Annotated in this window: 22 protein-coding genes; 10 read left to right on the top strand and 12 right to left on the bottom strand. The window is 71.3% G+C overall.

The window, feature by feature from the left end:
- Nucleotides 1–346 precede the first annotated feature (346 nt).
- The gene (locus tag AC07PU_RS06100; protein WP_093342549.1) at nucleotides 347–661 is read left to right on the top strand and encodes a hypothetical protein; all 315 of its coding nucleotides are present in this window, start codon (nucleotides 347–349) and stop codon (nucleotides 659–661) included.
- Between the two features lie 22 nt (nucleotides 662–683).
- On the opposite strand, the gene AC07PU_RS06095 is transcribed toward AC07PU_RS06100, so the two are convergent.
- Nucleotides 684–1,835 carry a DSD1 family PLP-dependent enzyme gene (locus AC07PU_RS06095; RefSeq protein WP_495316094.1) on the bottom strand — a complete coding sequence of 384 codons (1,152 nt, stop codon included), beginning with the start codon at nucleotides 1,833–1,835 and terminating at the stop codon, nucleotides 684–686.
- A 135-nt stretch (nucleotides 1,836–1,970) separates the two neighbouring features.
- Here AC07PU_RS06095 and AC07PU_RS06090 point away from each other — a divergent pair, with 135 nt between their 5' ends.
- The gene (locus AC07PU_RS06090; protein WP_398493889.1) at nucleotides 1,971–2,834 is read left to right on the top strand and encodes a LysR family transcriptional regulator; all 864 of its coding nucleotides are present in this window, start codon (nucleotides 1,971–1,973) and stop codon (nucleotides 2,832–2,834) included.
- Nucleotides 2,835–2,936: 102 nt separating this feature from the next.
- Here AC07PU_RS06090 and AC07PU_RS06085 read toward each other — a convergent pair whose 3' ends face one another.
- Together AC07PU_RS06085 and AC07PU_RS06080 are read right to left on the bottom strand one after the other, a co-directional pair.
- A complete protein-coding gene (locus tag AC07PU_RS06085; RefSeq protein ID WP_495316091.1) occupies nucleotides 2,937–3,503 on the bottom strand; it encodes a DUF4865 family protein in 567 nt (188 codons plus the stop codon).
- A gap of 113 nt (nucleotides 3,504–3,616) precedes the next feature.
- Nucleotides 3,617–4,321, bottom strand: coding sequence for a GntR family transcriptional regulator (locus AC07PU_RS06080; protein ID WP_093342544.1), 705 nt, complete (start codon nucleotides 4,319–4,321; stop codon nucleotides 3,617–3,619).
- A gap of 133 nt (nucleotides 4,322–4,454) precedes the next feature.
- Between AC07PU_RS06080 and AC07PU_RS06075 the strand changes: the two genes are divergently transcribed.
- On the top strand, nucleotides 4,455–5,465 hold the full coding sequence (locus AC07PU_RS06075; RefSeq protein WP_495316089.1) for a VOC family protein: 1,011 nt from the start codon (nucleotides 4,455–4,457) through the stop codon (nucleotides 5,463–5,465).
- A 46-nt stretch (nucleotides 5,466–5,511) separates the two neighbouring features.
- Nucleotides 5,512–6,366, top strand: coding sequence for a fumarylacetoacetate hydrolase family protein (locus AC07PU_RS06070; protein WP_296794321.1), 855 nt, complete (start codon nucleotides 5,512–5,514; stop codon nucleotides 6,364–6,366).
- A gap of 16 nt (nucleotides 6,367–6,382) precedes the next feature.
- Here the strand turns inward: AC07PU_RS06070 and AC07PU_RS06065 are convergent, their stop codons facing one another.
- From AC07PU_RS06065 to AC07PU_RS06025, 9 genes are all read right to left on the bottom strand, one after another.
- The gene (locus AC07PU_RS06065; RefSeq protein WP_296789113.1) at nucleotides 6,383–7,108 is read right to left on the bottom strand and encodes an ABC transporter ATP-binding protein; all 726 of its coding nucleotides are present in this window, start codon (nucleotides 7,106–7,108) and stop codon (nucleotides 6,383–6,385) included.
- Nucleotides 7,105–7,863, bottom strand: a complete 759-nt coding sequence (locus AC07PU_RS06060) for an ABC transporter ATP-binding protein (RefSeq protein ID WP_208509303.1) — start codon at nucleotides 7,861–7,863, stop codon at nucleotides 7,105–7,107. The genes AC07PU_RS06065 and AC07PU_RS06060 overlap by 4 nt, the downstream gene beginning before the upstream one ends.
- Nucleotides 7,864–7,868: 5 nt before the next feature.
- Nucleotides 7,869–8,885 (bottom strand): branched-chain amino acid ABC transporter permease, encoded by a 1,017-nt coding sequence (locus AC07PU_RS06055; protein ID WP_296789115.1) that lies wholly within the window; start codon nucleotides 8,883–8,885, stop codon nucleotides 7,869–7,871.
- Nucleotides 8,886–8,919: 34 nt separating this feature from the next.
- On the bottom strand, nucleotides 8,920–9,792 hold the full coding sequence (locus AC07PU_RS06050) for a branched-chain amino acid ABC transporter permease (protein ID WP_057594262.1): 873 nt from the start codon (nucleotides 9,790–9,792) through the stop codon (nucleotides 8,920–8,922).
- A gap of 10 nt (nucleotides 9,793–9,802) precedes the next feature.
- Entirely contained in the window at nucleotides 9,803–11,047 is a 1,245-nt protein-coding gene (locus tag AC07PU_RS06045; RefSeq protein WP_208509667.1) for an ABC transporter substrate-binding protein, read from the bottom strand.
- 75 nt (nucleotides 11,048–11,122) lie between these two features.
- The gene (locus AC07PU_RS06040; protein ID WP_495316084.1) at nucleotides 11,123–13,510 is read right to left on the bottom strand and encodes a xanthine dehydrogenase family protein molybdopterin-binding subunit; all 2,388 of its coding nucleotides are present in this window, start codon (nucleotides 13,508–13,510) and stop codon (nucleotides 11,123–11,125) included.
- Nucleotides 13,507–14,040, bottom strand: coding sequence for a (2Fe-2S)-binding protein (locus tag AC07PU_RS06035; protein WP_495317240.1), 534 nt, complete (start codon nucleotides 14,038–14,040; stop codon nucleotides 13,507–13,509). Before AC07PU_RS06035 ends, AC07PU_RS06040 begins: the two co-directional genes overlap by 4 nt.
- Nucleotides 14,040–14,909, bottom strand: coding sequence for an FAD binding domain-containing protein (locus AC07PU_RS06030; protein WP_208509302.1), 870 nt, complete (start codon nucleotides 14,907–14,909; stop codon nucleotides 14,040–14,042). Before AC07PU_RS06030 ends, AC07PU_RS06035 begins: the two co-directional genes overlap by 1 nt.
- A gap of 16 nt (nucleotides 14,910–14,925) precedes the next feature.
- A complete protein-coding gene (locus AC07PU_RS06025; protein WP_495316082.1) occupies nucleotides 14,926–15,567 on the bottom strand; it encodes an SRPBCC family protein in 642 nt (213 codons plus the stop codon).
- Nucleotides 15,568–15,715: 148 nt separating this feature from the next.
- On the opposite strand from AC07PU_RS06025, the gene AC07PU_RS06020 reads away from it, so the two are divergent.
- The 6 genes from AC07PU_RS06020 (at nucleotide 15,716) to AC07PU_RS05995 (ending at nucleotide 21,804) form a co-directional block, all read left to right on the top strand.
- On the top strand, nucleotides 15,716–16,393 hold the full coding sequence (locus tag AC07PU_RS06020; protein WP_064262322.1) for a TetR/AcrR family transcriptional regulator: 678 nt from the start codon (nucleotides 15,716–15,718) through the stop codon (nucleotides 16,391–16,393).
- Between the two features lie 120 nt (nucleotides 16,394–16,513).
- Complete coding sequence (locus tag AC07PU_RS06015) at nucleotides 16,514–17,464, top strand: sulfurtransferase (protein WP_093342532.1); 951 nt, start codon at nucleotides 16,514–16,516, stop codon at nucleotides 17,462–17,464.
- A 106-nt stretch (nucleotides 17,465–17,570) separates the two neighbouring features.
- Nucleotides 17,571–18,752: a YeeE/YedE family protein gene (locus AC07PU_RS06010; protein WP_495316080.1), complete on the top strand. Its 1,182-nt coding sequence runs from the start codon at nucleotides 17,571–17,573 to the stop codon at nucleotides 18,750–18,752.
- A gap of 111 nt (nucleotides 18,753–18,863) precedes the next feature.
- Nucleotides 18,864–20,495 (top strand): FAD-dependent oxidoreductase, encoded by a 1,632-nt coding sequence (locus tag AC07PU_RS06005; RefSeq protein WP_495316078.1) that lies wholly within the window; start codon nucleotides 18,864–18,866, stop codon nucleotides 20,493–20,495.
- On the top strand, nucleotides 20,492–20,821 hold the full coding sequence (locus AC07PU_RS06000) for a 4Fe-4S binding protein (RefSeq protein ID WP_057594253.1): 330 nt from the start codon (nucleotides 20,492–20,494) through the stop codon (nucleotides 20,819–20,821). The genes AC07PU_RS06005 and AC07PU_RS06000 overlap by 4 nt, the downstream gene beginning before the upstream one ends.
- Nucleotides 20,821–21,804, top strand: a complete 984-nt coding sequence (locus AC07PU_RS05995) for an ABC transporter substrate-binding protein (protein ID WP_495316076.1) — start codon at nucleotides 20,821–20,823, stop codon at nucleotides 21,802–21,804. The genes AC07PU_RS06000 and AC07PU_RS05995 overlap by 1 nt, the downstream gene beginning before the upstream one ends.
- The last annotated feature ends 96 nt before the right edge of the window (nucleotides 21,805–21,900 follow it).

Genomic DNA, 21,900 nt, shown 5'->3' with positions numbered 1-21,900 from the left:
GTCGAGCCCTTCCGCGCGCACGGCAGCATCGCCATTGCAGGTACGTGACGAGGCCGCCCCGTGGCGGCACGGTTGCGCCGGCGCTTCTCGGCGCGTGATGACAAGGTCATGAAACGTGCATGCGTCACATCTTTACGAATGAATTAAGTAACAAATGGACGCCTTTGCGACACAAAGATTTACGAACATGTAAAATGTAAGTATTCGTTTTGCATGCGACGGGGCTGTTTGGGACGGTTTGTGTGCAGAAGGTCACGGCTGGATGCCGTGAACTCTGCCGTCATGGGAAATCCTTCGCATCACACTTATCAATTATTAAGAAGCCTTGCCACGGCAGCGATCCTGCATGTCGACGACCACGTTTTTCTGCAACCTCAACGTCCCCATCCTGGTGGGCGAGGATCGCTACAAGTACGTCCCGATCGTGGGTGTGTTCCGCACCATCGCGATGGACGACGTCGATGCCTGGGTGATGCATGCCGACGGCCGTCCGCGCAGCGATCGCGAGCTCGCGGCCGAGGTGCTGGTCGAGATCCGCAAGCCGCTGGGCGCCACCGGCCGCACCGCGCCGCATGCCTTCGACGTGGCCGACATCCTGCAGCTCGACCGCGCGGCCGCGATCGTGGTGTCGACCTACCTGGCCGCGCTGCCGCGCGTCTGAGCGGCTTTCTTCCTCTTCTTCCTCAGCGCTTCCCGCGCGCATCCACCGGCCAGATGGCGACCAGCGTGTCGTCCTCGACCACGTGGTAGACGTCGTGCAGGTTCACCGTCGGGTCGCAGTGCGGCGTCACGAACTCGACACGCGCGCCCAGCGCCGGGCGCTCGTCGGCCGGCACCAGCAGCTTGCCGTGCTCGTCGCCGAAGAAGGCATAGCGGCTGCCCGTGCCGGCGCCGCGCGCCACCAGCGGCACGCCGCTGTCGGTGGCGAAGCACTTGCTGCCGCCGTCCACCGTCACCCAGTCGGCGGCCTGCGTGCTGACCACGGCGGTCTGCACGAACAGCGAGACCTCGAACTCCTGGCCGGGCGCATTGCCGGCGAGCACCTGCGCGTACTCGGCATCCATGAACACGTACGAGCCGGCCTGCAGCTCGGTGAAACCGTCGCCCTGCGCATCGAGGTCGTGGGTGCCGGTGCCGGCGCCGGTCACGATCTCGAAGCGGATGCCCTGGCGTTCTGCCGCGGCCACGATCTGCGCCACCGTTCTGCGCAGGCCCGCGGCCGAAGCGCTGCGGTGTTCGCGCTCCACGATGTGCTGCAGGTTCCCCGCATAGGCCTGCAGTCCGCGCAGCCGCAGCCGCGGTTCGGCCGCGATCGCCGCGGCCAGCGCCAGCACCTGGGCCTCGGTGGCGGCGCCGGTGCGGTTGTAGCCCGCGCCGTAGTCGACCAGCACGTCGAGCGGATGGGGCAGGGCGGCGGCCGCGCGCGCGAGCTCGGCGGCATTGCGCGGATCGTCGATCACCACCATCAGTCCGCCGGGGCCGGCCTGGCGCGCGAGCTTGAGCACGCGCGCGATCTTGCTCGGCGTGACCGCGGGCGAGGTCAGTAGCACGCCCGGGATGCCGCCCGCGACCATCACCTCGGCCTCGCCCACCGTCACGCAGCTCACGCCGATGGCGCCGGCCGCGACCTGCATGCGCGCGATCGCCACCGACTTGTGCGTCTTCACGTGCGGCCGCAGGCCCACGCCGCGCGAGCGCGCGAAGGTGGCCATGCGCTCGATGTTGCGCGTCATCGCGCTCAGGTCGATCAGCAGCGCCGGGGTGTCGAGCTGCTGGCGGCCGCCGGGCACGCCGATCAGCGGCGCATTGACGGGGGAATGGGTTTCGAGGGACACGGGATGTCTCTTTCTGTGGAGGGTCGATGTGCCGCGCCGGAACACGCGGGCGAATGCCTTGTGAAATGATCGCATCGAAATGAGCGCGCCTTCCATCGTCCCCACCGATCCCCCAGCCTTCGACGGGCGCGCGCCATGAAGGCGCTCGACATCGAGGCCGTGCAGGCCTTCGTGCTGGTGGCCGACCTGCGCAGCTTCACGCGCGCGGCCGAGGCGCTCGACGGCACCCAGTCGGCCGTGAGCCTGCGCATCAAGCGGCTCGAGGACGGCCTGGGCCGCCGGCTGCTCGAACGCACGCCGCGCCGCGTGCGGCTGTCGGCCGAGGGCGATGCCTTCCTGCCCTTCGCGCGCAACCTGCTGGCCGCGCACAGCGGCGCGCTCGATGCCTTCGCGGCGCCGCGCCGCAGGCTGGTGGTGGGCCTGAGCCACCACATCGTCGGCGCCGAGCTGCCGCTGCTGCTGCGCCGCGTGAAGCAGGCCGAGCCCGGCGTGGTGATGGAGGTGCGCATCTCCACCTCGCGCGAACTGCTCGAGGCCTTCGACCGCGGCACGCTCGATGCCGTGCTGGTGCTGCGCCACGACAGCCGCCGGCTCGACGGCGAGGTGCTGTTCGAGGAGCCCTTCGGCTGGATGGCCGCGCCCGACTTCATCCACCGCTCGGGCGAGCCGCTGCCGCTGGCGACGCAGGCCGAGCCCTGCAGCGTGCGGCAGATGGCCGTCACGGCGCTGGCGCAGGGCGGCGTGCCGTGGTCCGAGGTGTTCGTGGGCGGCGGCATCCTCACGGTGGGCGCGGCCGTCTCGGCCGGACTCGCCGTGGCCGCGCTCGGCCGCCGCGTGGCGCCGGCCGGCACGATCGAGGTCGGCCCGGTGCTGGGCCTGCCGCCGCTGCCCGCGCGCGACGTGGTGCTGCATGCGGGCGTGTCCGATGCGCCGGCGCGGCGCGCCCTGAAGTCGCTGTCGGACGCGATGCGTGCGACGGCCGGCGGCCTCACGCGCTGAGCGCGCGCAGGGCGATGGCCGCCACGGCGGTGGCCATCGCCAGCACGGCGGCGCTCGAGAGCACGGCCAGCAGATGGCCCGCGAGCAGGTCGAACGCGGTGCTCATGGCAGCGTCTCCAGGCCCGGCTGCGCGAGGTGCAGCACTTCGTAGATCGCGTCGCCATCGCCTGCATCGGGCGCATCGGGCGCATCCGTCAGCAGCGTGAAGCGCACGATCCGCCAGGCGGCCAGGTCGAGCGCGCTCCAGGTCGCGACCACGCCTGCCTCTGGCTCGCGGGCCTGCGCGGCGAACACCGCCGCGCGATCGGCATCGGCATCGAGCGCGCGCTCGCTGCGCCGCAGCCAGGCCGCGCGTTCGGTGCGCGCCGCGCCGGCGCGCGCATCGAGCGGCAGCCAGCTCTCCACGCGCGGCCGGCCGAAGCTGTCGATCACGTTCTGGAAGCGCTCGCCCATCAGGAACGAAGCCGCGGCCGCGGGCTCGCGCCACAGGTAGACCGAGGCGTAGAGGTGGCCGACGGCACGGTGCCGGCCGCGCTCCTGCGCGACGAAGGCCTTGAAGACCAGGCCCTCGGTGTCGTCCCACAGCGGGCCGCGCTGCGCCGCGCGGCGGCGGATGGCTTCCATGTCGTGCCCGGCCGGCAGCCGGTGCGAGTACTGCATCGCGAACATCGTGTCGCTCCTTGCATGCTTTGTTGAAGATGCAGCGAGCTTGCGATGCCGGGCGGGCCGGTTGAAGGGGCCGCGCGATATAGCTGTGATGTGGCGGCGCAATCGCCGCGGGGCTAGGCGCGGCGCTTCGCGGCCTTCGGCGCCTGCGCGCGCAGGCCCTCGACCAGCAGGCGCCCCGTGGTCTGCAGATGCTCGGTGATCAGCGCCTGCGCGGCCTGCACGTCCTTGCTGAGCACCGCGTCGACCAGCGCCTGGTGCTCGCCGCGCACGTCGCGCCGGTCGCCGCCCAGCGGCGCCGACAGCTGCCGGTAGCGCTCGCTCTGCTGGTAGAGCATCAGGTGCATGCGCAGCAGCCAGCCGTTGGGGCAGCCGCTCACCAGCGCATGGTGGAACTCGGCATGGGCGGCGGTCCAGTCCTCGCTCAGCAGGGTCTGCGGCAGCTCGTGCTGCAGCTCGGCCAGCCGCGACAGCCGGTGGTGGGCCGACACCACGCGGCCTTCCCATTCGAGGCCGCCATGGCGGATCGCCTCGGCCAGGCAGAGCTTCTCGATCTCGATGCGCGCCTGCACCAGGTCCTCGAGCTCGGGCTCGGAGATCGGGCTGACCCGGAAACCGCGCGCGGGCTCCGACACCACCAGCGATTCGGCCTCGAGCATCGCCAGCCCCTCGCGCACCGCGCCCGCGCTCACGTCGAGCTCCTCGGCCAGCGCGGCGATGTTGAGCTTGGCGTCGGGCAGCAGGCGGCCGCCGACGATCGCGGCGCGCAGGTGGGTGAACACCAGCCGGGTCTGGCTCATGCCCTTGGTCTTCTCGTTCATCGCGTCCTTTCGCGCCGTGGCGTTGCTTCGGCCCAGATCATACTTGGCAGGCTTTTAAATCTATGATTCAATAAATAATATATTCTTCGAACAAGAAACCACGGATCCACCCGTCCACCGGAGACAAGCCGCCATGACCGCTTCCTCGCTTCGCACCGTCAAGAACCCGCCGCGCGCCGCGCTGCAGGCCGTGCATTCGCTCGACCGCTTCGTGTTCACCGTGCCCGACCTCGCCGAGGCCGAGCGCTTCTATGCCGCCTTCGGCCTGGCGCCGCGGCGCAATGGCGACCGGCTCGACCTCCACACCGTCGGCCATCCGCAGGCCTGGGGTTCGCTCCACGAAGCGCCGGGCCAGCCCAAGAAGCTGCAGTACCTGCGCTTCGGCTGCTTCGCCGAAGACTTCGACGCCATCGCCGCGCGCGCGCAGCAGCTGGGCCTGCCGCGCTGCGAGGCCCATCCGCTGAGCGCGGGGCAGGGCGGCGAGTCCGGCCTCTGGCTGCTGCATCCCGATGGCTTCCCGGTGCAGGTCGTGGTGGCCGCCAAGAGCTCGCCTGAGGCCGCGGGCGAGCGGGTGCTCGCGCCGCGTCCGCCGCCGGGCGTGGGCGCGTCGCTCAACCGCGCGCGCATCCCGAAGGTGCACCCGCGCCGGCTCTCGCACGTGCTGCTGTTCAGCGCCAAGGTGCCCGAGGCGGTGCGCTTCTTCGAGGAGGCGCTGGGCCTGCGCGTCTCCGACCGTTCGGGCGACCTGATCGTGTTCATGCACGGCGTGCACGGCAGCGACCACCACCTCGTCGCGATGGCCAAGTCGGGCGGCCCCGGCCTGCATCACCTGAGCTGGGACGTGGCCGACATCGACGAGGTCGGCCGCGGCATGGAGCAGATGCTGGCCGCCGGCCATGTGCGCGGCTGGGGCGTGGGGCGCCACGTGCTGGGCTCGAACTACTTCCACTACGTGCGCGATCCCTGGGGCAGCTACTCCGAGTATTCGTACGACATCGACTTCGTGCCCGGCGACTTCGACTGGCCCGCCGCCGACCATCCGCCCGAAGACTCCTTCTATGCCTGGGGCCCGCGCGTGCCCGAGGACTTCGTCACCAACTTCGAGATCGAGCCCGCGCCGCCGGCCGCCGATCCCGCCGCCTGATCCTTTCGCGTTTCTCTTCCTCTTTCACCCACCACAAGGAACTCCCATGCGCCTCCTGGCCTTTCAAAGCAGCGGCAAGCCCGCCCTCGGTCTTCGTCTTGGCGACGAAGTCGTGAACCTCAGCGCCGAAGGCCTGCCCGCCACGCTCGACGAACTGCTGCGCGCCGGCCCCGAGGGCCTGGCCGCCGCGCGCCGCGCCGGCGAGAGCGCGCGCAGCCGGCTGCCGCTGGCGGGCCTCGACTGGCTGCCGCCCGTGCAGTCGCCCGCCAAGGCGATCGCGGTCGGCCTCAACTACATCGACCATGCGGCCGAGAGCAAGTTCGACCCGCCGACCTACCCGGTGCTGTTCCACCGCTTCGCCTCCTCGTGGGTGGGCCACGGCAAGGCGCTCGAGCGCCCGCACGTCTCGACCCAGTTCGACTACGAGGGCGAGCTGGTCATCGTGATCGGCAAGGCCGGCCGCTACATCGGCAAGGACCAGGCGCTCGACCACGTGGCCGGCTACTCGGTGTTCAACGACGGCTCGATCCGCGACTACCAGTTCAAGTCGGCGCAATGGATGATGGGCAAGAACTTCGACCGCTCGGGCTCGTTCGGCCCCGAGTTCGTGACCGCCGACGAGCTGCCCGCGGGCGCCGCCGGCCTGAAGCTGCAGACCCGGCTCAACGGCCAGGTGCTGCAGGACGCCAACACGCGCGACATGATCTTCGACGTGGCGACGCTGGTGTCGGTGTGCTCCGAGCCCTTCGCGCTGCAGCCCGGCGACATCATCATCGCGGGCACGCCCTCGGGCGTGGGCCTGGCGCGCAAGCCGCAGGTCTTCATGAAGGCCGGCGACGTCTGCGAGGTCGAGATCGAGGGCGTGGGCCTGCTGTCGAACCCGGTGGTCGACGGCGCCTGAGCCAGGCCCGGGCGCGCTACACCGAGCAGTAGCGCTCCTGGATCTCGCGGTCGGCCAGCAGCTCGGCCGCGCCCGCGTGGTGCGCGATGCAGCCCTGGTCGACGATGTAGGCGCGGTCCGCGATCGACAGCGCCAGCTCGACGTTCTGCTCCACCAGCAGCAGCGTCTTGCCGGCGCGCTTCCAGGCCGCGAACAGCGCGAACATCTCGTCCACCAGCACCGGCATGATCCCCTCGCTGGGCTCGTCGAGCATCACCAGCTTGGGGTGCGCCACCATCGCGCGCGCGATCGCGAGCATCTGCTGCTCGCCGCCCGACATCGTGACCGCCACCTGCGCGAGCCGCTCCTTGAGGCGCGGAAAGGTTTGCGCCACCTCGTCGATCAGCTCCTGCTCGCGCGCGCGCCGGCCCGAGGCCAGGATGCCCAGGCGCAGGTTCTCGAGCACCGTGAGCCCGGGCACGATGCGGCGTTCCTCGAACACGTAGGCCAGTCCCTGGTGGAAGCGCCGGTGCGGCGGCAGGCCCAGCAGCGACACGCCGTCGAACAGCACGCTGCCGCGCGTGCGGCCCATCAGGCCCATGATGCTGCGCATGATCGTGGTCTTGCCCGCGCCGTTGCGCCCGATCAGGCAGACGATCTCGCCCGCGTGCACCTCGAGGTCGATGCCCTGCAGGATGTGGCTGCGGCCATACCAGGCCTCGAGCTTCTGCACCGCGAGCAGCGGTGGTTGCGATGGGGTCATCGGTGTTGCCCTCCGTGGCCGAGGTAGACGCGCTGCACGTCCTCGTTGGCGCGGATCTCCGCGGGACTGCCCTGGGCCAGCAGGCGGCCCTGGTGCAGCACCACGATGCGGTCGCTCACGCCCATGATCAGTTTCATCTTGTGCTCCACCAGCGCCACCGTGCGTTCGGCCACCAGCGCGAGGATCAGGTCCATCACCGAGCGCGTCTCCTCGGGGCTCATGCCGGCCGTGGGCTCGTCGAGCAGCAGCAGCTTCGGGTCGCTCGCGAGCGCCACCGCGATCTCGAGCGCGCGCTGCTCGCCGTGCGAGAGCCGCTCGGCGCGAAAGCCGCGCTTGTCCTGCAGCTGCACCCGCTCGAGCAGCCGCTCGGCCTTCTCGATCCAGTCGCGGCGCGCGGCGCGCGGGCGCCAGCAGTCGAAGCCGCTGTCGAGCGCCTGCACCGCCACGCGCACGTTCTCCAGCACCGTGAGGTCGGGGAACAGGTTGGTCACCTGGAAGGACTTGGCGATGCCCAGGTGCGCGAAGCGGTGCTGGGCCAGCCCGGTGATGTCGCGGCCGTCGAAGCGGATCTCGCCCGCGCTCGGCGCGAAGGCGCCCGAGACCATGTTGAAGAAGGTCGACTTGCCCGCGCCGTTGGGACCGATGATCGCGGTGAGCTGCCCGCGCGGGAAGCTCACGCCGATGTCCTCGTTGGCGGTGAACTGGCCGAAGCGCTTGGTGAGGCCGCGCGTCTCGAGGATGGCGTCCCGATGCATGGTCGTCATCGTTCCATCCTCGCGAGCAGCGTGCCCCAGATGCCCTTCGGGAAGAACAGCACCAGCGCGATGAAGATCACCCCGACGATCAGCTGCCAGCGCTCGGTCACGGCCGTCAGCGCATGCTCCATCGCGAGGAACACGCCGGCGCCCACGAAGGGCCCGAAGAAGGTGCCCATGCCGCCGAGCAGCGTGACCATCATCACCTGGCCCGAGGTGTGGTACGACAGGGTGTCGATGCCCACGGTCGCGAGGTTGATCGCCGTCAGCGCGCCGGCCAGCCCGCAGAACAGGCCCGAGATCACGAACGACAGCAGCTTGGCGCGCTCCACGTCGAAGCCGGAGGCGCGGGCGCGCTGCTCGTTCTCGCGCACCGCCTCGAGCACCGCGCCGAACGGCGACTGCAGGATGCGCGACAGCAGCCACACGGCCAGCGCCACGAAGCAGAGCATGAAGTAGTAGCGGTTCAGCGGCTGCAGCAGGTCGACCTGCCAGCCGCCGAGGCGCAGCGTGGGCACGTTCACGCCGCGCAGGCCGTTGTCCCCGCCGGTCAGCGAGGTCGCGTGGAAGGCCGCGAAGTACACGCACTGCGCGAGCGACAGCGTGACCATCGCGAAGTAGATGCCGCGCGTGCGGATCGCGAGCGCGCCGATGGCCAGCGCCACCAGCCCGCCGAGCGCGATGCCCGCCGCCACGGCCAGCGGCCAGGGCAGGCCGTAGCTGGCGATCAGGATGCCGCAGGCGTAGGCGCCGCTGCCGTAGAAGGCCGCGTGGCCGAACGACAGCTTGCCGGTGTAGCCGAAGGTCAGGTTGTAGCCCGCGGCGAACAGGCCGAACAGCAGGATGTTGATCGCCATCGCGTGGAAGGGAACGACCAGCGGGAACAGCGCGAGCACCGCGATGCTCAGCGGCACGCGGTGGCGCGTGGCCGCCTCGCGCAGCCGTCGCGCGCCCGGGGCCGCGGCGGCTTCGGCGCGCGGCGCGCGCAGCGGGGGCGGGGAGGAGGAAGTGGTGGTGGACATGGTCTGGAAAGCGTTGGAAGCGAAGGGCGCGCCTTCAGTCGCGCGCGCCGAACAGCCCGTTGGGCCGCAGGATCAGCACCGCGGCCATCAGCGCGAAGATGGCGAGTTCGGCGAGCTCGGGCTGGAACAGCGTGGTCATCGCCACCACCACGCCCACCAGCAGGCCGGCCACGATGGCGCCGACCAGCGAACCCATGCCGCCGATCACGGTGACCACGAAGGCCTCGATCAGCACCGAGCCGCCCATCTCGGGATTCACCCCGCGCAGCGGCGCCGCCAGCAGCCCGGCCAGGCCCGCGAGCGCGGTGCCGAGGCCGAAGATCAAGAGCCACACGCGGCCCACATCGATGCCCAGCACCTTGAGCACCAGCGGATCGCGCGCGCCGGCGCGAATCACCAGGCCCAGGCGCGTCTTCTCGATGAACAGCCACAGCGCCAGCAGCAGTGCCGCGCACAGGCCGAGCAGGAACAGCCGGTAGAGCGGGAACACGCCGAAGCCCAGGTCGACCGCGCCGCGCAGCGCCTCGGGCGTGGCGAAGGCCTCGCCCTGCACGCCCCAGACCATGCGCACGCCGTCGACCAGCACGTAGGCCAGGCCGAAGGTCAGCAGCAGCGGGTAGTCGACGCCGCGGCCGTACAGCGGCCGGATCAGCCAGCGCTCGGCCACCAGCCCCAGCAGGCCGACCGCGAGCGGCACCAGCAGCAGGCACCACCAGAAGCTGCCGGTGAGGCCGTAGGCGTAGACCGCCACGTAGGCGCCCAGCATGTAGAAGGCGCCGTGCGCGAAGTTGACCACGCCCAGCAGCCCGAAGATCAGCGACAGGCCGACGGCCACCAGCACGTAGATGGCACCGAGCGCCAGGCCCACGAAGAGCTGCTGGAGCAGCAGGGAGACGGAGAGTTCCACGGCGAGGCTCTCAGGCGTGGCCCAGCTCGGCGCAGCTGCGCATGCGCGCCTCGTCGGGTGCCTCGGTGGCGACGATGCGGAAGATGTCGTCCTTGCCCTTGGCCTGCGCGGCGGGCTTCGACTCCACGATCAGCACCGACTGCACCGACTGGTGGTCGCAGGCGCGGTAGTAGGTCGGCCCCTTGTAGGCGTCGCTCCTGAGGGCCTGCAGCGCCTCGGCCACGCGGTCGCTGTCGGTGCTGTTGGCCTGCCTGGCCGCGGCCAGCAGGTTGCGCACGCCCGCATAGCCCAGGCCCGCGTAGTCGGTCGGCGCGGTGCCGCCGTTGGCCGCGCGAAACGCCGTGTTGAAGGCGCGCGCCGAGGGCGTGCTCTCTTCCATGCCCCAGTAGTAGCCGGTGCCGCCGATGATGTCGGCATACACCTCGTGGCCGTCGACCATCCGGCCCGAGTGCATCAAGAGCGGCGCGATGATCTTCGACTTCTGCTTGACGCCGAAGTCGCCGGCCTGGCGGAAGGCGATCGACTGGTCGCGGCCGAAGTTGCAGACCACCAGCACATCAGGCTTGAGCGCGAGGATGCGCGGGAAGTAGCTCGAGAAGTCGGTCTGGCCCAGCGGATGGCGGATGTCGGCCAGCACCTCGATGCCGAAGGCCTTGCCGGCCGCGAGGAAGCCGCGCGACATCTCGTGGCCGTAGGCGTAGTCGGCCGTGAGGAACACCACGCGCTTGCCCATCTTCGGGAAGGCGTAGCGCGCCACCGCGCCCGCGGTCATGTGCGGGTTCAGGCACTCGTGGAAGGTGTACTTGCTGAAGTCCTTGGCCTCGTTGATCGAGTCGGACTGGCTCACCGAGTTGTAGATGATCTTGCGCTGCCTGGTCGCGTTGTTGACCGACAGCTGCACCGCCGCCGACACCGAGCCCACGATGAAGTGCGCGCGGTCCTTCTCGATCAGCTCGACCGTGCGCGTGACGGCCTCCTGCGGGTTGAGCTTGTCGTCGCGCACCAGCAGCTCGGCGCGCCGGCCGCCGGCCGCGTTGAATTCCTTGACCGCGAGTTCGGCGCCTTGCTGCACCGCGCGCGCCTCGGCCGCGAAGGGCCCGGTCAGCGGGATCGGCAGGCCGACGCGGAACGGTTCGTTCTGTGCCAGCGCGCGCAGCGGCAGCGCGGCGCCCGAGGCCAGCAGGGCGCCGCCGGCGGCCTGCAGCACGGTGCGCCGGCGCAGCGAGGGGGAGGGAAGGTCGAGGGGCGAGGTCATGGCGTGTCTCCTTGTCGTTCGGGTCAATGCAAGCGATGAAGGCGCGGGCCGGGAGGGCGCCCGCGCGGCCGGAAATCAGATGCGCCCGAGGGCGCGCAGCACTTTCTCGGGGGTCACGGGCTGTTCCGACACGCGGGCGCCGAAGGGCCGCAGCGCGTCGTTGATCGCGTTGAGCACGGCGGCCGGCGCACCCGCCGTGCCCGCCTCGCCCGCGCCCTTGGCGCCGAGCTGCGAAGTGCGCGTGGGCGTCTCGATATGGGCCACCTCGATGTCGGGCATCTCGAAGGCCATCGGCACCAGGTAGTCGGCCATGCTGCCGTTGCGCATCAGGCCGTGGTCGTCGTAGAGGCATTCCTCGTAGAGCACGCCGCCGATGCCCTGCACCACGGCGCCGCGGATCTGCTCGTCGACCAGCATCGGGTTGAGCACGCGCCCGCAGTCCTCCACCACCCAGTGGCGCAGCAGCCGCACGAAGCCGGTGTCGACGTCGACCTCGACATACGAGGCCTGCACGCCGTTGGTGAAGACGAAGGGATAGTCGCGCTGCGCATAGTGGCGCGTGACCACCAGCTCGGGCTGGAAGCCCGCGGGCAGCAGGTCGGGGCGGAAGTGCGCGAGCCGGCCGAGCTCGGCCAGGTCGGACAGCGTGTCGCCGGTGGCCAGGCAGCGCACCTCGCCGTGCGCGATCGTCAGGCCCTCGGCCGGCCGCTTGAGGTGCGCGGCCGCCAGCGCCAGGATGTGGCGGCGCAGGTCGCGGCTCGCGAGCAGCACGGCCTCGCCGCCGATGCCCGCGCCGCGCGACGCCCAGGTGCCGCCGCCGTAGGGCGTGGCCGCGGTGTCGCCGGTCAGCACGCGCACCGAGGCCATCGGCAGGCCCAGCGTGTCGGCCACGATCTGCGCGAAGATGGTCTCGGTGCCCTGGCCCTGTTCGCCCACGCCGGTGGCGCAGTGCACCACGCCGGTGGGATCGAGCCGCACGGTCGCGCCATCCTGCGCCGCGATGCGCGCGCCGCCCACGCCGTAGAAGGCCGGGCCGGGATTGGTCAGCTCGATCAGCGCCGCCAGGCCGATGCCGCGGTGCACGCCGCGCTCGCGCAGCGCGGCCTGCTCGCGGCGCAGCGCGCCGTAGTCCATCAGCGTCTCGATGCGGTCCAGGCAGGCCTGGTGCGACAGCCCCTCGAGCAGGATGCCCGAGGCACCCTGGCGCGGATAGCTGCCGTCCTCCATCACGTTGCGGCGCCGCAGTTCGAGCGGGTCGATGCCCAGCTTCGCCGCGGCGAGATCGACCAGCCCCTCGGTCACGGTGCAGGCGATCGGATGGCCGACGCCGCGGTACTGGCTGGTCTGCACCTTGTTGAGGAAGGCGACATCGAGCGTGGCCTTGTAGTGCGCGTGCTTGTAGGGGCCACCCGTGATGTTGATGACCTGGTTGCCCTCGATCGCGCTGGTGCGCGGGAACATCGAGAACGGGCCGATGCCCGTGAGGTCGTCGATCTGGAACGCCAGCATGCGGCCGTCGCGCGCCAGTGCGAGCCGCGCCTTCACGCGGTGCTCGCGCGCATGCACGTCGGTGACGAAGGACTCGAGCCGGTCGGCGACGAACTTGACGGGCCGCCCCAGCAGCACCGACAGCGCCACCGTCGCGAAGTCGTCGGCATAGGCATGCACCTTGATGCCGAAGGAACCGCCGACGTCGCGGCAGACCACGCGCACGTCGGCCTCCTGCAGGCCGAGCTGGCGCGCATAGAGGTCGGCCATCATGTGCGGCGCCTGGTGCGAGTGGTGCACCACCAGGCGCCGGCCGGTGGGCGTGAAGTCGGCCAGCACGGCGCGCGGTTCCAGCGTCACGCCGGTGTGGCGGCCGAAGCGGAACTCGTCCTCGACCACCACGTCGGCGCCCTCGAACACCGCTTCCACGCCGCCGGTGTCGATCTCGCGGTGGAAGCACAGGTTGCTGCCGAGCTCGGGATGGATCACCGGCGTGGCGGCATCGAGCGCCGTGTCCATGTGCACCGCGGCGGGCAGCGGCTCCCATTCGACCTGGACCGCGTCGAGCGCGTCCTCGGCCAGCGCGCGGGTGCGGCCGAGGATGGCGAGCACCGCCTCGCCCTGCCAGGTGGCGCGCTCGATCGCCAGCGCATGCTGCGGCGGCGAGCGCATGCCTGCCAGGTGCTTGAGCGTGCCGACCCAGGGCGCGCAGACCGCCGCGAGCTGGCGGCCGTCGACGATGGCCGCGATGCCCGGCATGCGGCGCGCCGCCTCGGCATCGATGCGCACGATGCGCGCATGCGCATGCGGGCTGCGCAGGTAGACCACGTGCAGCATGCGCGGCAGCTCGAGGTCGTCGACGTAGTTCGCGCGGCCCTGCGTGAGCCGCTGCATGTTGGGCCGCTCGACCGACTGGCCGATGTAGCGCTGCGCCTCGATCTCGCGCACCGGCGCGGGGAGGGTGAGGTCGTTCATGCCGCGCTCCCCGCGGGGCCGGTACAGCCGCCGCATCGTGCCTGCCGTTCCTGCCCGGCCAGCGCGATCGCGTCGACGATCGCGTGGTAGCCCGTGCAGCGGCAGTAGTTGCCCGAGATCTGTTCGCGGATCGTTTCGCGGCCCGGGCAGGGCGTGCGTTCGAGCAGCGCATGCGCGGTCAGCAACATGCCCGAGGTGCAGGCGCCGCACTGCGCGGCATTGCGCGCCGAGAAGCTGCGCTGCAGGTCGGCGAGCGTGCCGGCGTCGGACAGGCCCTCGATGGTCTCGATGCGCCGGCCGTCGGCCTGCACCGCGAGCACCAGGCAGCCGCGCGCGATCTCGCCGTCGATCAGCACCGTGCAGGCGCCGCACACGCCGTGCTCGCAGCCCACGCGCGTGCCCTTCAGGCCGAGCTCGTCGCGCAGCCAGTCGACCAGGTGCTGGCGCGGCTCCACGCGGCAGGCGTGCACCTCGCCGTTGACCTCGATGCGCACCGCGAGCTGGAGGTCGTGGGTGTCGGTGGTGTCCATCACTGGGCGGTCTCCGGTTGCAGCACGCGCTCGACCGCGCGCCGCAGCAGCACGCCGGCCAAGTGGCGCTTGGCCGCGGCGCTGCTGTGCAGGTCGGCATCGGGCTGCATGTCCTCGTCGAGGCTCAGCACGGCCGCCTCGAGCGTGCTTTCGTCGGCCTGGGTGCCGGCCAGCCGGGTCTCGGCGCCGAGCGCGCGCATCGGCGTGTTGCCCATGCCGAAGAAGGCAATGCGCAGGTCGGACAGCCGGCCCTCGTGCACGTCGGCGGCCAGCGCGATGCCCACGATGGCGTAGTCGCCATGGCGCCGCGCGAGTTCGGCGAAGGCGAAGCGGCGCGCCGGGCCCGGCAGCGGGAACTCGAGCGCCACCAGCACCTCGTGCGCGCGCAGGTCGGTCTGGTAGAGGTCGATGAAGAAGTCGCCGGCCATCACGCGGCGCTCGCGCTGGCCGTCGCTCACGATCAGCTCGGCATCGGCCGCGAGCGCGCAGGCCGGCCACTCGGCCGCGGGATCGGCGAAGGCGATCGAGCCGCCGAGCGTGCCGCGGTTGCGGATCGCCGCATGCGCCACGTGCGGCGCGGCCTGCGACAGCAGCGGCAGCCGCTGCGCGATCAGCTCCGAGCATTCGATGTCGACGTGCCGCACCAGCGCGCCGATGCGCAGGAAGTCGCCGCGCAGCTCGATGCCGCGCAGCTCGGGCAGGGCGGCGATGTCGATCAGCAGTTGCGGCTTCGACAGCCGCATGTTGAGCGTGGCCAGCAGGGTCTGGCCGCCAGCCAGCACGCGGGCCGCGTCGCCGTGCTCGCGCAGCAGGGCCGAGGTCTGGGCCAGGCTCTGCGCGCGCAGGTAGGAGAAGGCGGGGGCTTTCATCGCGGGCTTTCCTGGCTCAGAACGCGCGGCTCGCGAGCCAGCCGATGCCGCTGCCGATCGCGAGCCACAGCAGGCGCTGCAGTTCGCCGGACCAGGGGCCGAAGCCGGCCGATGCGGTGGCGGCGCGCACGGGTGCCGCCAGTGCCGCCGACGCGGAGACGGTTTCGCGCCGTGCCTCGGGCCTGCCCGCCGCGGCTTCGAGCACCTGCGCCGTGGGCTTGGGCGCGAGCTGCTCGTTGAGCGCGAGAAAGAACTCGTCGGCCATCTTGCGTGCCGAGGCATTCACGAGACGGCCGCCGATCTGCCCGAGCTTGCCGCCGACGGCCGCCTCGACCGTGTAGCTCAGCCGCGTGCCGTTGCCCTCGGTGGCGAGCGTGACGCGCGATTCGCCCTTGGCCATGCCGGCCGCGCCGCCGCTGCCCTCGAAGGCGATGCGGCAGCTCTGCGGCTCGACCACGTCGAGCCGGCGGATGCGACCGCTGAAATGCGCGCGCACCGGGCCGATCTTGGCGAGCAGCCGCGCCTCCATCTCGTTCTCGCCGAGCCGGCGGATCTCCTCGCAACCGGGCACGCAGCGCGCCAGCAGCTCGGGATCGTCGAGGGCGCGCCAGACCGTCTCGCGGCCCGCGGGAATCCACTGTTCGCCTTGCAGTTCCATCCGTCGTCTCTTTCTTCGGTGGCGCACCGGGAGCCGGTGCCGTTCGCATGGGCCGGAGTATTTAACGATTGGTCAATAAGATCATTGGTACTTACCATGAGGTAAATTGCGACCCTCCAACGACAACACCGAAGACAACAGCCGTTTCATGAAAGACGCATCCGAAGACCCGAAGAACGTGGCCGTCAAGCCCGCGCGCCAGCGGCTCTCGACCGAGGACCGCGAGCGCCAGATCCTCGACGGCGCGATCGCCTTCTTCTCGGAGCGCGGCCTCGACGGCCAGACGCGCGAGCTGGCGCAGCAGATCGGCATCACGCATCCGCTGCTCTATCACTACTTCCCGAACAAGCGCGCGCTGATCGAGCGCGTGTACGAGGAGGTCTACCTCGAGCGCTGGCAGCAGGAGTGGGAGGAGTGGCTGTCCGACCGTTCCACGCCGCTCGAGGCGCGGTTGGTGCGCTTCTACGGCGCCTATGCGCGCGCGATCCTCACCAAGGAGTGGGTGCGCATCCTGGTGTTCTCGGGGCTGTCCGACGGCTACGTGCCGGGGCAGTACATGGAACTGCTCAAGGAGCGGCTGTTCCCGCACATCTGGCGCGAGATGCGCCACGAGCTCGGCCTCACGGGGCGCGCCAAGCCCACCGAGCGCGAGCGCGAGCTGATGTGGGGCATGCACGGCGGGATCTTCTACATCGGCGTGCGGCGCTGGATCTACGCCGAGGCCATGCCCGAGGACCTCGATGCGGTGCTGGCCGACCGTGTGCGCGCCTTCATGCTGGTGGCGCCCGAGGTGTTCGGCCGCAAGGGCGCGAAGCCCTCGGCCTGATCGCGCCGAAGCGGCTGCCGCTTTCAGATGCATTGGTCATAGCCATATCGCAAACGCTTCGTTGGTGAGCGCGCGGCGACTCCCTAAAGTGCGGCCTGCACTTTTCACAAGGAGTTACGCATGTCGATCCTGAGCCGCTGGTGGCGAGCCGCCTCCCTTGCCACGCTGACCTTCATCGCGAGCGCCCCCGTGGCCGTCGCCCAATCCACGGCCGAAGCCGGCGAGGCGCTGGTGTCGACCGAGTGGCTCGAGAAGAACCTCAGGAACGCCAAGGTGCGCGTGATCGAGGTCAGCGTGAACCCCGGCCTCTACGAGCGCGGCCACATCCCCGGCGCGGTCAACTTCTCGTGGCACAACGACCTCAACGACCGCGTGCGCCGCGACATCGTGAGCCAGGCCCAGTTCGAGAAGCTGCTGTCGGCCGCGGGCGTCGACAAGGACACCACCATCGTGCTGTACGGCGACAACAACAACTGGTTCGCGGCCTGGGGCGCCTGGGTGTTCGAGCAGTACGGATTGAACAACGTCAAGCTGCTCGACGGCGGCCGCAAGAAGTGGGAGGCCGAGAACCGCACGCTCGAGAACCGCACGCCCGAGTACGCCGCCACCGCCTTCAAGGCGAGCCGGCCCGACCCGGCGCTGCGCGCGCGCCTGACCGACGTGGTGGCGGTGGCCGACGGCAAGTCGGACACCCGCCTGGTCGACATCCGCTCGGCCGACGAATACAGCGGCAAGATCTTCGCGCCGCCGGGCGCGGCCGAACTCGCGGTGCGCGCGGGCCACATCCCCGGCGCGGCCAACGTGCCCTGGGGCCGCGCGGTCAACGAGGACGGCACCTTCAAGTCGCCGGCCGAGCTGAAGGCGCTCTACGCCGCCGCCGGTATCGACGGCAGCAAGCCCGTCATCACCTACTGCCGCATCGGCGAGCGCTCGAGCCACACCTGGTTCGCGCTGCACCGCATCCTCGGCTACAAGAACGTGCGCAACTACGACGGCTCGTGGACCGAGTACGGCAACGCGGTCGGCGTGCCGGTGAACAACCCGAGCGGCACCGTCTGGGCGTCGAAGTGATTCGAGGAGAGAAGAAGAACGGGGAGGGTGCGTGAGTCATCACGAGTTGGGTGGCCGTCCGCCGGAAGCGCGGACGGCATTGGGCGAGCCTTCGGGCTCGTTTTTTTTGGATGGCACGGGCGCGGCGCGCTGGCCCGCGCTGGCCACGGCATCGGTCGTGCTGGTGCTGCTCGCGGCCGGCGTGCACCTGCTCGGCGAGCGCAGCGGCGGCCGCGCGCTGGCCTTCGCGCTCGGCATCGGCGCGGTGCTCGGCATCGTGCTGCAGCGCTCGCGCTTCTGCTTCTATTGCCATGCGCGCGACTACTTCGAGCGCGGCGACGCGCGCGGCCTGCTCGCGATCGTCGCGGCGCTCGCGGTGGGCACGCTCGGCATGCACGTGGTGATGAGCGGTTGGCTGCCGGTGCCGCAGCCGGGCCGGCTGCCGCCCGATGCCCACATCGGCCCGGTGAGCTGGGCACTGGTGCTCGCGGGCCTGGCCTTCGGCGCGGGCATGGTGGTGTCGGGCTCGTGCATCAGCGCGCACTGGTACCGGCTCGGCGAGGGCTCGCCCACCGCGCCCTTCGCGCTCGCGGGCGCGGCGCTGGGCTTCGTGCTCGGCTTCAACACCTGGAACCCGCTCTACAGCGCGACCATCGCCACCGCGCCCGTGCCCTGGCTGCCGCATCACCTCGGCTATGCGGGCTCGGCCGTACTGCAGCTCGCGGTGCTCGCGCTCGCGAGCGCGCTGCTGTGGCGACGCCTGCCGCCCGCGCAGAACGCCGCGGTGCCCGCGAGCTTCGGCGCCGCGCTGCGCGCGCTGCTGCGAGGACGCTGGCCCTACGTCTGGGGCGGCCTCGCGGTGGGCGCCATCGCCGTGATCGTGGTGCTGCGGCTGCGGCCGCTGGGCGTGACGGCCGCGCTCGGCAGCGCGGCGCGCGCGGCCGGCGAAGGGCAGGGCCTGCTGCCGCAGCGGCTCGAGGGCCTCGACGGCTTCGCGGGCTGCGTCACGGCCGTGGCGCAGAGCCTGTGGCAGACGCCGAATGCGCTGCTGGTCGGCGGCCTCGTCGCCGGGGCCTTCGCGGCCGCGCTCGCGAGCGGGCAGTTCCGGCCCGCGTGGCCGCGGCCGGCGCAGGTCGCGCGCGGGCTCGGCGGCGGCCTGCTGCTCGGCTGGGGCGCGATGACCGGCCTGGGCTGCACCGTCGGCAACCTGCTGTCGGGCACCATGGCCGGCGCGCTCTCGGGCTGGGTCTTCGGCGCGGCCGTGCTGCTCGCGGTCTGGGCCGGCCTCAAGCTGCGCTGGGGCAACTGAGCGGCATTCCAGGGCCGCGCATATCGAAGCGCGCATTCCTTCTTTGTGCCGCGCCCGCGCCGTTGATACGGTCGGTCCTCTTTTCTTTCTTTGCAGCAGAGGACACGCGACATGGGCGCCAGGGATTTCGAGCGGCAGCTTCTTTCGGGCGCCGATGGCGGCACGCGCCACGAGGCCGACGTGCTGGTGATCGGCGGCGGCCCGGCCGGCGCCTGGGCCGCGGTGAGCGCGGCCGCGCGCGGCGCGCGCGTGCTGCTGGCCGACAAGGGCTTCTGCGGCACCTCGGGCGCCACCGCGCCCTCGGGCACCGGCCTGTGGCACGTGCCGGCCGAAGGCACGGCGCGCGAGGAGGCCAAGGCCAGCCGCTTCGCGATGGGCGGCCAGCTGGCCGAGCACGCCTGGATGGACCGCGTGCTCGAGCAGACCTGGAGCAACGTCGAGACGCTCAAGGAATGGGGCTATCCGTTTCCGGTCGACGACCAGGGCGCGCTGCGCTGCACCTCGCTGCAGGGCCCCGAGTACATGCGGCTGATGCGCAAGCGCGTGAAGGCCGCGGGCGCGCGCATCCTCGACCACAGCCCGGTGCTCGAGCTGCTGGTCGACGAGCACGGCACCGTCTGCGGCGCCACCGGCGTGAACCGGCAGACCGGCGAAAGCTGGGTGGCGCGCACCGGCGCCGTGGTCATCGCCACCGGCGGCTGCGCCTTCCTGAGCCGCGCATTGGGCTGCAACGTGCTGACCGGCGACGGCCAGCTGATGGCGGCCGAGGTCGGCGCGGCCCTGTCGGGCATGGAGTTCTCCAATGCCTACGGGCTCGGGCCGGCCTTCTCGTCGGTCACCAAGTCGCTGTTCTACAACTGGGCCACCTTCTACACGGCCGACGGCGTGGCGATCGAGGGCGCGGGCTCGTCCAAGGGCCGCGGCGTGATCGCGCAGACGCTGCAGGCGCAGCCCGTCTACGCCTGCCTCGACCGTGCCGACGCGCAGATCCGCGCCTGGATGCGCACCGCGCAGCCGAACTTCTTCGTCTCCTTCGACCGCCAGGGCATCGACCCCTTCACGCAGCACTTCCCGGTCACGCTGCGGCTCGAGGGCACGGTGCGCGGCACCGGCGGCCTGCACCTGGTGGACGACAGCTGCGCCACCACCGTGGCCGGCCTCTATGCCGCGGGCGACGCGGCCACGCGCGAGCTGATCTGCGGCGGCTTCACCGGCGGCGGCAGCCACAACGCGGCCTGGGCGCTGTCCTCGGGTTTCTGGGCCGGCGCCGGCGCGGCCGACTTCGGGCGCGATGCGCGCGCGCGTTCGCAACGCGCGGCCCTGCGTGCCGGCGGCGTCGCGCTGGCCACGCGCGGCGCGCAGGCCTGGGACAGCCAGGCCGTGGTGCGCGCGGTGCAGGCCGAGGTCTTCCCCTACGAACGCAACTGGTTCCGCGAAGGCGACGCGCTGCGCGATTCGCTCGCGCGGCTCGACGCCCTGTGGGAGCGCCTGCGCCAGGGCGCGCCGGCGGCCAGCGCGGCCGACGCGGTGCGCGCGCGCGAAGCGGCCGCCATGCTGGCCACCTCGCGCTGGATGTACCGCAGCGCGCTGCAGCGCACCGAGACGCGCGGCATGCACCGCCGGCGCGAGCATTCGGCCATCGACCCGACCCAGCGCCATCGCCTGCTGAGCGGCGGGCTCGACGAGGTCTGGGTGCAACGCCACGCCGTGCAACGGCGCGCCGAGGAAGAGGTGGCCGCATGATCGAGCTCATCAGCGCCGAACGCTGCACCGCCTGCAACATCTGCGTGAGCGCCTGCCCGACCAACGTGTTCGAGGCCGTGCCCGGCGGCCTGCCGCGCATCGCGCGCCAGGACGACTGCCAGACCTGCTTCATGTGCGAGCTCTACTGCCCGGAGGACGCGCTCTACGTCGCGCCGATCGCCGACCGCGGCGCCACCGCCGAGGAGCGCGACGTGGCCGCCCAGGCGCTGATGGGCAGCTACCGCCGCGACATCGGCTGGGGGCGTGGCCGCCAGTCGACGGCCTCGGCCGACGCCAGCTTCGAACTGCTGCGGCGCGCGCACTGATGGCGGCGCCCGTCGATACCGGCCGCCGGCGGCTGTTGCGCGGCGCCGTCGCCGCTTCCGCGGCCACGCTGCCGCTGTTCTCGATCGCCCAGGGCGCACCGGGCGCAGGCGTGCTGCGCCTGGGCTACATCGGTCCGGGCAAGAAGCCCGCGGCCGCCACCGGCTGGGCGCTGCGCCAGGGCCTGTTGCAGCGCGAGCTCGCGCCGCTGGGCTTCAAGGAGGTGGTCATGCGCAACTTCCCGAACGGACCCGATCTCAACGAAGCCTTCATCTCGGGCGTGCTCGACGTCGGCATCTACGGCGACACGCCCGCCGTGGTCGCGCGCTCGCGCGGGCTCGATGCGCGGCTGATCGGCTTCGACACCGTGGGCATGAACGTCTGGCTGCTCACGCCGCGCGACGGCGTGCGCAGCGTGCGCGAGCTCGAGGGCCAGGCCATCGGCGTGGCGCGCGGTTCCTACATGCACCGCTACGTGCTGGGCCTGCTCAAGGAACATGGCCTGCAGAAGTCGGTGAAGGTGATCCACATGTTCCCGCGCGACGGCGAGGCCGCGCTCGACCAGCGCTCGATCGCCGCCTTCGCGGCCCAGATCGACGTCGGCCCGCTGCTCGCATCGCGCGGCTACCCCGTGATCGACGAGGCCGACCGTCATCCCACCCTGCGCGGCACCTCGGTGATCGTCGCCTCGTCGAAGCTGCTCGCCACCGCGCCCGGCCTGCCGGCCGCCTGGACCCGCGCGCGCCGCGCCGCCATTGCCGAGATGCGCGCCGACAGCGCGGCCTACTACGCCTTCCATGCCGAGGTCAGCGGCTTCCCGCTCGAGGCGGTCAAGGCCTCGCATCCGCTGAGCCAGTATCCCGAGGCGGCTTACCCCGCCGAGGGGCTGGGGCTGATCGAGGAGGTGAAGAAGTTCCTGCTGGCGGAGAAGCTGGTGACGCAGGACTTCGCGTTGGCGCAGTGGCAGTGGGCGGGTGAGGGTTAGAAGGCGGGCAGCCGAACGAAGAAGTCGCGAAGATTTCGCAGAAGTCGCAGAAGAAAAGCCATTTGTGGATTTCCTTCTGCGACTTCTGCGCTTCTT

This window comes from Variovorax sp. GW821-FHT10D07 (assembly GCF_059415325.1).
This window is presented reverse-complemented; position numbering and strand designations above follow the sequence as displayed.

What these genes read in the sequence shown, in the direction of transcription:
- AC07PU_RS06100 (WP_093342549.1), top strand. Translation starts at nt 347, where the DNA reads ATGTCGACGACCACGTTTTTCTGCAACCTCAACGTCCCCATCCTGGTG.
- AC07PU_RS06090 (WP_398493889.1), top strand. Translation starts at nt 1,971, where the DNA reads ATGAAGGCGCTCGACATCGAGGCCGTGCAGGCCTTCGTGCTGGTGGCC.
- AC07PU_RS06085 (WP_495316091.1), bottom strand. Translation starts at nt 3,503, where the DNA reads ATGTTCGCGATGCAGTACTCGCACCGGCTGCCGGCCGGGCACGACATG.
- AC07PU_RS06080 (WP_093342544.1), bottom strand. Translation starts at nt 4,321, where the DNA reads ATGAACGAGAAGACCAAGGGCATGAGCCAGACCCGGCTGGTGTTCACC.
- AC07PU_RS06075 (WP_495316089.1), top strand. Translation starts at nt 4,455, where the DNA reads ATGACCGCTTCCTCGCTTCGCACCGTCAAGAACCCGCCGCGCGCCGCG.
- AC07PU_RS06070 (WP_296794321.1), top strand. Translation starts at nt 5,512, where the DNA reads ATGCGCCTCCTGGCCTTTCAAAGCAGCGGCAAGCCCGCCCTCGGTCTT.
- AC07PU_RS06065 (WP_296789113.1), bottom strand. Translation starts at nt 7,108, where the DNA reads ATGACCCCATCGCAACCACCGCTGCTCGCGGTGCAGAAGCTCGAGGCC.
- AC07PU_RS06060 (WP_208509303.1), bottom strand. Translation starts at nt 7,863, where the DNA reads ATGCATCGGGACGCCATCCTCGAGACGCGCGGCCTCACCAAGCGCTTC.
- AC07PU_RS06055 (WP_296789115.1), bottom strand. Translation starts at nt 8,885, where the DNA reads ATGTCCACCACCACTTCCTCCTCCCCGCCCCCGCTGCGCGCGCCGCGC.
- AC07PU_RS06045 (WP_208509667.1), bottom strand. Translation starts at nt 11,047, where the DNA reads ATGACCTCGCCCCTCGACCTTCCCTCCCCCTCGCTGCGCCGGCGCACC.
- AC07PU_RS06040 (WP_495316084.1), bottom strand. Translation starts at nt 13,510, where the DNA reads ATGAACGACCTCACCCTCCCCGCGCCGGTGCGCGAGATCGAGGCGCAG.
- AC07PU_RS06035 (WP_495317240.1), bottom strand. Translation starts at nt 14,040, where the DNA reads ATGGACACCACCGACACCCACGACCTCCAGCTCGCGGTGCGCATCGAG.
- AC07PU_RS06030 (WP_208509302.1), bottom strand. Translation starts at nt 14,909, where the DNA reads ATGAAAGCCCCCGCCTTCTCCTACCTGCGCGCGCAGAGCCTGGCCCAG.
- AC07PU_RS06025 (WP_495316082.1), bottom strand. Translation starts at nt 15,567, where the DNA reads ATGGAACTGCAAGGCGAACAGTGGATTCCCGCGGGCCGCGAGACGGTC.
- AC07PU_RS06020 (WP_064262322.1), top strand. Translation starts at nt 15,716, where the DNA reads ATGAAAGACGCATCCGAAGACCCGAAGAACGTGGCCGTCAAGCCCGCG.
- AC07PU_RS06015 (WP_093342532.1), top strand. Translation starts at nt 16,514, where the DNA reads ATGTCGATCCTGAGCCGCTGGTGGCGAGCCGCCTCCCTTGCCACGCTG.
- AC07PU_RS06005 (WP_495316078.1), top strand. Translation starts at nt 18,864, where the DNA reads ATGGGCGCCAGGGATTTCGAGCGGCAGCTTCTTTCGGGCGCCGATGGC.
- AC07PU_RS06000 (WP_057594253.1), top strand. Translation starts at nt 20,492, where the DNA reads ATGATCGAGCTCATCAGCGCCGAACGCTGCACCGCCTGCAACATCTGC.
- AC07PU_RS05995 (WP_495316076.1), top strand. Translation starts at nt 20,821, where the DNA reads ATGGCGGCGCCCGTCGATACCGGCCGCCGGCGGCTGTTGCGCGGCGCC.